Genomic DNA, 4,861 nt, shown 5'->3' with positions numbered 1-4,861 from the left:
CGCGTGGTGGTGGCCGGGCCGGAGAGTGCCGGGGCTGCCGGTTTGCTTGGCCGGGAAGATGAGCTCGCCGTCGCTTTGCCAGAAGAGTCGGAAGGACCGGAAATGGCGGAGGAGGGCGGACTGTCTCCCGCCGCAGCCCTGCCCCTGCTCGCGGGCGGGGGCATGCGTTGAGTTCGCTAGGCTAGCGCCAGCCCGCGCGGCGTTCGAAAATCTTCCACTGCCCCATCTCGGGCAAGAGCACGAACAGCGCGTCCTCCTCCATGGTTTCCACCAGGGGGGGGATGCTTATGGTATAGCTTCCGGTTACCTGGATGCGCGCAAGGTCCGGGTCGGCGGTGACGCGCCGGAAGGTGAGGCCGCTCAAGTCCACCTTGGCCCCGCGGAAGCGCTCCAGCTGGCCCCGGCGGTTCACTGTTTCCCGCGCGGCCAGGAAAGCCATGGTTTCCTCCTGGCGCACCCGGCGCGAGAACACATCCGGCAAACGATCGTCCAGCGCCGCCTGGCGTTCGAAGTACTCCCGTAAGGTCTGATACTGGGCCAAGGCCTCGGCGTCGTCCGGCTTCACGTGGCCGGGCTTGCCCTGCGCCTGTTTGGCTTCCTCCCGCGTGGCCAGGGGCTGCTCCGCCTGTACGGGCGCATCAGTGGCGTTTTTCGCCGGGGTATCCAGGGGCTTTGCGCCCATGGCCGCGGCTCCCGCAGGACCGAGCAGCAAGAACCCCAGCGTTGCCAGGGCGGCGAAGGTGCGCAGGCGCGGGCTCATTGCAGGTCGTTGATGAGATCTTTGAGGATCTCGTAATCCAGCGGTTTGCACATGAAGGCCGTGGGATTGGTGCGCGCGGCCAGCACGCGGGTGCCGGGGTCGGTGTAGGCAGTGCAGTAGATGATAGGCAAGTCGGGTTTTTTCTCGCGGATGCGCGAGGCGGCCTCAATGCCGTCCATGGTGCCCTCAAGCATGATGTCCATGAGGACGACGTCCGGACGCTTGTGCACGGCGTAGTCCACGGCCTGCTGGCCGGTGGCGGCGGTGCCCACCACCTCGCAGCCCATGCGTTTCAGGTTGGACTTGGTGGCCAGGGCGATGATGCTTTCGTCCTCGACGATGAGCACGCGCGGTGGCCACGCTAAGGCGGAGCAGGATAGCATCGTGTTACTCCCGGGGTTGAAGCTTTTCTGTCTTCCCCACTGCTCCCAAAGATAGCCGGTCCAGGGGGCGATGTCCAGCAAGGGAGCGGCTTTCCACTACGCATAATCGACTACCTTTGTGTGCATGTTGATTGACAGGGCGAAGAAAATATGCCTAGACATTTCTTAAAGAATCACTATAACAATTTGCAGCGGTCCGGCGAAGAAGGACCAGGGCCGTTTGCGCGCGCGGAGGGCGGGGCTCAATCCCATCTTCCGGTTGCAGGGCCTGGGCTTGCCAGGCCGCCCGCTCCTGGGCTATTGTTTTATGCCCAAGTGATGCCTGAAGCGGGCGCTGTGAACCTTCAAACCCCGTGGAAAGCCATGCGCGAAAAAAGCAGAGTCCTCTTTCTCACCATGCTGCTCGTCATGCTGGCGGCCAGACCCGTGCAGGCGGCGCACCAGCAGGTGCCCGGCGCACTGGGAGCCAAGTCCGCCATTGCCATGGACCTGGCCACCGGCCGCATCCTCTACGAACAAAATCCCGACCAGCAGATTCCCCCGGCCTCGCTCACCAAGGTTCTCACCCTGTATCTGGCCTTCGAGGCCATCCAGGAGCACCGCCTGTCCCTCACCGACACGGTGCTGGTGACTTCCGACGCGCCGCAGGCCGGCGGGTCGCGCATGAACCTTCGCCCCGGCGAGCGGGTCATCGTGCGCGAGCTGATGAAGGGCATCGCCGTGGCCAGCGGCAACGACGCCTGCGTGGCCCTGGCGCAGCACCTTTCCGGAGGGGAGGATTTTCACCCCTTCGTGGCCGCCATGAACGCCAAGGCTCATGAGCTGGGCATGAACGACACGGTGTTCAAGAATCCCAACGGCATGCCCGCCGACGGCCAGGTGACCACCGCGCGCGACATGCTGAAGCTCTCCGCCAGCTATCTGCGCCGCTTTCCCCAGGCGCTGACCTTCCACTCCATGACCACCTACGTGCACAACAATCACAATCACCACAACGCCAACCGCCTGCTGAACACCTATGAAGGCGTGGACGGGCTCAAAACCGGATACGTGCGGGCTTCCGGCTACAACAACGTGGTCACGGCCAAGCGCGGTGAAACGCGCATCGTGGCCGTGGTGCTGGGCGCGCGCAGCGCCGGCGCCCGGGCGGCCGCCACGAGCAAGCTGCTCGACATCGCCTTCCAGCGTTTGAACCAGGGCCAGGCTGTGGCCACTCTGGAGGAGCAGAAGACCCGCGGCGTGCTGCCCAGCTCCCTGGCGCGCACCGCCCCCAAGACCGATCCGGACCTGAGGGCCGCCCAGCAGGTGGCCGATCTGCGCGCCAGTCAGGTGCGCAACCAGAGTGTTCCGGCCGCTTCGGCCGCTGTCCAGCCCGCGAACGACGCGGCGGATGACAAGCCCGCCAGCCGCGAGCTGGTGCAGCGCAAGACCGGCAAGAGCACCTACGCCATCCAGGAAAGTTCCTTCCAGTCGCGCCAGAAGGCCGAGCGCCGCGCGCAGCACCTGGAGAAGAAGGGCCTGCCCGTGAAGGTGGTGGCCACCAACCTGGGCGGCAGCAAGTGGTACCGCGTGCTGGTCGGCCCCTACGCCAGCGTCGACGCGGCCAAGAAGACCCGCGAGAAGATGCTCACCCGGGGCTCCGTGACCGAGGAATAGCCCAGTCTCGTCATACGGCTGGCCTTTTGGCTTAAGCCCCCGCCACCCGGCCCGGACGCGCACCCCGCATCCGGGCCGTGGTGTTTCTGGGCCCTGGCCGCAGCACCCTGATTTCTCGCGCCGTTCCGTTTCACATCCGGTCCGCTCACCACCCCCAGACCACTCAAGCGGTTACCCCCTCGCCCTCGATTTTCTCTTCATCGCACGCCCTTCCCCCTGCCCTATTGGCTATGTGGCTCCGCGCCGGTCCCGCCGCGCAGCCGGACACGGATTCCTGCCGTGTGCGGTCTGCGCCCTGGGGGAGCGCGAGGGGCCCCGTGCCCCTCGCAAAAAGAATTCTCCCTTTTCCTCTTTCCCTTCTCCCTCCCTGGCCCTGTCAAGCCGCTAAATTTGTCCTTTCTCCGGCCAAAAGCCTGCCCATTTTGTCCGGCCCGGAAACACGGCCCTATAATGCGCTCCATGCCGGGCAAGGCCCGCACAGCCTCATTTTGTGACCCCGCGTGCGGCGGGGCGAAGGAGTCCCCATGTCCGAGTCCCTGCGTCTTGTTCCGTTCCAGGTGCGCCATGTGGCGGGCCTGCGCCTGCGTCCCCAGGCGGATGCGACCCTTTCGCGGCTGGGTCCTGTGGACGAGCTGGCGCGGGGGTACGAGGCCGCCGGGCCTGCCTGGACGCTGTTTGCCGGGGACTGGCCCCTGGTCTGCGGCGGGGTGGTGCGCTTCTGGCCGGGCGCTGGCGAGCTGTGGTGCTGGACCGGAGATGAGGCCGGGCGCTGGTCCGTGGCCTTTGCACGGCAGGCCCGGCAGTGCGTGTCGCGGCTGGGGGCGGAGCACGGCTTCCACCGGGTGCAGGCCCATGTGCGGGAGGCGGACGAGCAGGCCAGAGGCTTCGCCATGTTTCTTGGTCTCACCCTGGAGGGCCGCTGCCCCGGCTACGGTCCTGACCAGGCAACATACCTACTTTACGGGAGGTTTTTCGGATGGAAGGCGTGAACAAAGTTATGCCCATGGCCGTGAGGACCGGGACGCAGATGTTGGGTTCGGTGCTCTCCGACAGTGGCAAGGGCGGCGCAAGCGGCAGCGACCTGGCCGAGACCCGCGCCCAGGCCGTGGAGGCGCAGTCGCGCAGGCAGGCCGAGGCCGAGATGCGCACCGCGCGCGAGAAGGTGGAAGATCTGCGCGAAGAGAACCAGCACCGCAACGCCAGGGCCCGTGTGGCGGCGGCCAATTCGGGCCTGACCCTGTCGGGCAGCTCGCTTTTGAACCTGACGTCCCTGGAGGACCAGGGCGAGGAGCGGGTGAACAGGGTCATGGGCGATTCCGCCCTGCGGGTGCAGAGCCTGCTCGATTCCGGCGCGGAGCAGGCCCAGAGCATCCGTCTTTCGGGCCGTTCCTCGGGCAGCCGCTCCGGCGGGCTCAACTCGCTGCTGCGCCTGGGCGGGCAGCTGGGCGAGGCCCGCACCCCGTCGTACTTGGACCGCTAGGAGGCCCGCATGTCGCTCGTACCCGTGCTTTTGACCAACTTCACGTCCGGCGAACTTTCGCCGCGCCTAGCGGGCCGCGTGGACGTGTCCAAGTACTTCAACGGCTGCCAGTGTCTGGAAAACTTCCTGGCCCAGCCCCATGGCGGCGTGACGCGCAGAAGCGGCATGCGCTACGTGGCCGATGCCGCGCGGCACGCGGGCAAATCCCTGCTCGTGCCGTATGAGGACTCCGACGGCGCGGCCTGGGTTCTGGAATTCGCGGAAGACGCCGCCGGTTCCGGGGTGCTGCGCTTCTTCACGGCCGGAGGACTGGCGCTCGATGCCTCCGGCGCTGCGCTGCGCCTGGAGACGCCGTACAAGGAGACGCATCTGGACGGCCTGCGTTTTGTGCAGGACCGCTACAGCCTGATCCTGTGCCATCCCCAGGTCGCGCCGCGCAAGCTCTCGCGCAAGGCCGAAGGCGGCTTCGAACTGGCCGAGCTGAGCTTCACCTCCCGGCCGGAGGCCTGGAGTGAGGGCAATTGGCCCGCCCTGTGCTGCCTGCACGAGGACCGCCTGGTCTTCGCCGCCACGCCGAAGGAG

At 66.7% G+C, this 4,861-nt stretch carries 5 protein-coding genes and 1 pseudogene; 4 read left to right on the top strand and 2 right to left on the bottom strand.

Going from position 1 to position 4,861, the window contains the following annotated elements; all coding sequences use genetic code 11:
• Positions 1–181: 181 nt before the first annotated feature.
• Both VN419_RS10305 and VN419_RS10300 read right to left on the bottom strand, forming a co-directional pair.
• Positions 182–760, bottom strand: coding sequence for a hypothetical protein (locus VN419_RS10305; protein ID WP_325647143.1), 579 nt, complete (start codon positions 758–760; stop codon positions 182–184).
• Positions 757–1,107: a response regulator gene (locus VN419_RS10300; RefSeq protein WP_325647142.1), complete on the bottom strand. Its 351-nt coding sequence runs from the start codon at positions 1,105–1,107 to the stop codon at positions 757–759. Before VN419_RS10300 ends, VN419_RS10305 begins: the two co-directional genes overlap by 4 nt.
• Before the next feature lie 399 nt (positions 1,108–1,506).
• On the opposite strand from VN419_RS10300, the gene VN419_RS10295 reads away from it, so the two are divergent.
• The 4 genes and pseudogenes from VN419_RS10295 to VN419_RS10280 form a co-directional block, all read left to right on the top strand.
• A complete protein-coding gene (locus VN419_RS10295) occupies positions 1,507–2,799 on the top strand; it encodes a serine hydrolase (protein WP_325647141.1) in 1,293 nt (430 codons plus the stop codon).
• 524 nt (positions 2,800–3,323) lie between these two features.
• Positions 3,324–3,788: a hypothetical protein gene (locus VN419_RS10290; RefSeq protein WP_325647140.1), complete on the top strand. Its 465-nt coding sequence runs from the start codon at positions 3,324–3,326 to the stop codon at positions 3,786–3,788.
• On the top strand, positions 3,785–4,279 hold the full coding sequence (locus VN419_RS10285; protein WP_325647139.1) for a hypothetical protein: 495 nt from the start codon (positions 3,785–3,787) through the stop codon (positions 4,277–4,279). Before VN419_RS10290 ends, VN419_RS10285 begins: the two co-directional genes overlap by 4 nt.
• Before the next feature lie 9 nt (positions 4,280–4,288).
• Positions 4,289–4,861: pseudogene (locus VN419_RS10280) on the top strand (hypothetical protein); the annotation flags it as partial.

It is taken from the genome of Humidesulfovibrio sp. (assembly GCF_035560995.1).
In the GTDB taxonomy this organism is placed as follows: domain Bacteria; phylum Desulfobacterota; class Desulfovibrionia; order Desulfovibrionales; family Desulfovibrionaceae; genus Humidesulfovibrio.
The sequence above is the reverse complement of the archived record's forward strand: the minus strand, read 5'-3'. Positions and strand labels throughout refer to the sequence as shown.

Bases quoted from the DNA above. Each gene is read 5' to 3' on its own strand.
- VN419_RS10305 (WP_325647143.1), bottom strand. From the start codon at position 760: ATGAGCCCGCGCCTGCGCACCTTCGCCGCCCTGGCAACGCTGGGGTTC.
- VN419_RS10295 (WP_325647141.1), top strand. From the start codon at position 1,507: ATGCGCGAAAAAAGCAGAGTCCTCTTTCTCACCATGCTGCTCGTCATG.
- VN419_RS10290 (WP_325647140.1), top strand. From the start codon at position 3,324: ATGTCCGAGTCCCTGCGTCTTGTTCCGTTCCAGGTGCGCCATGTGGCG.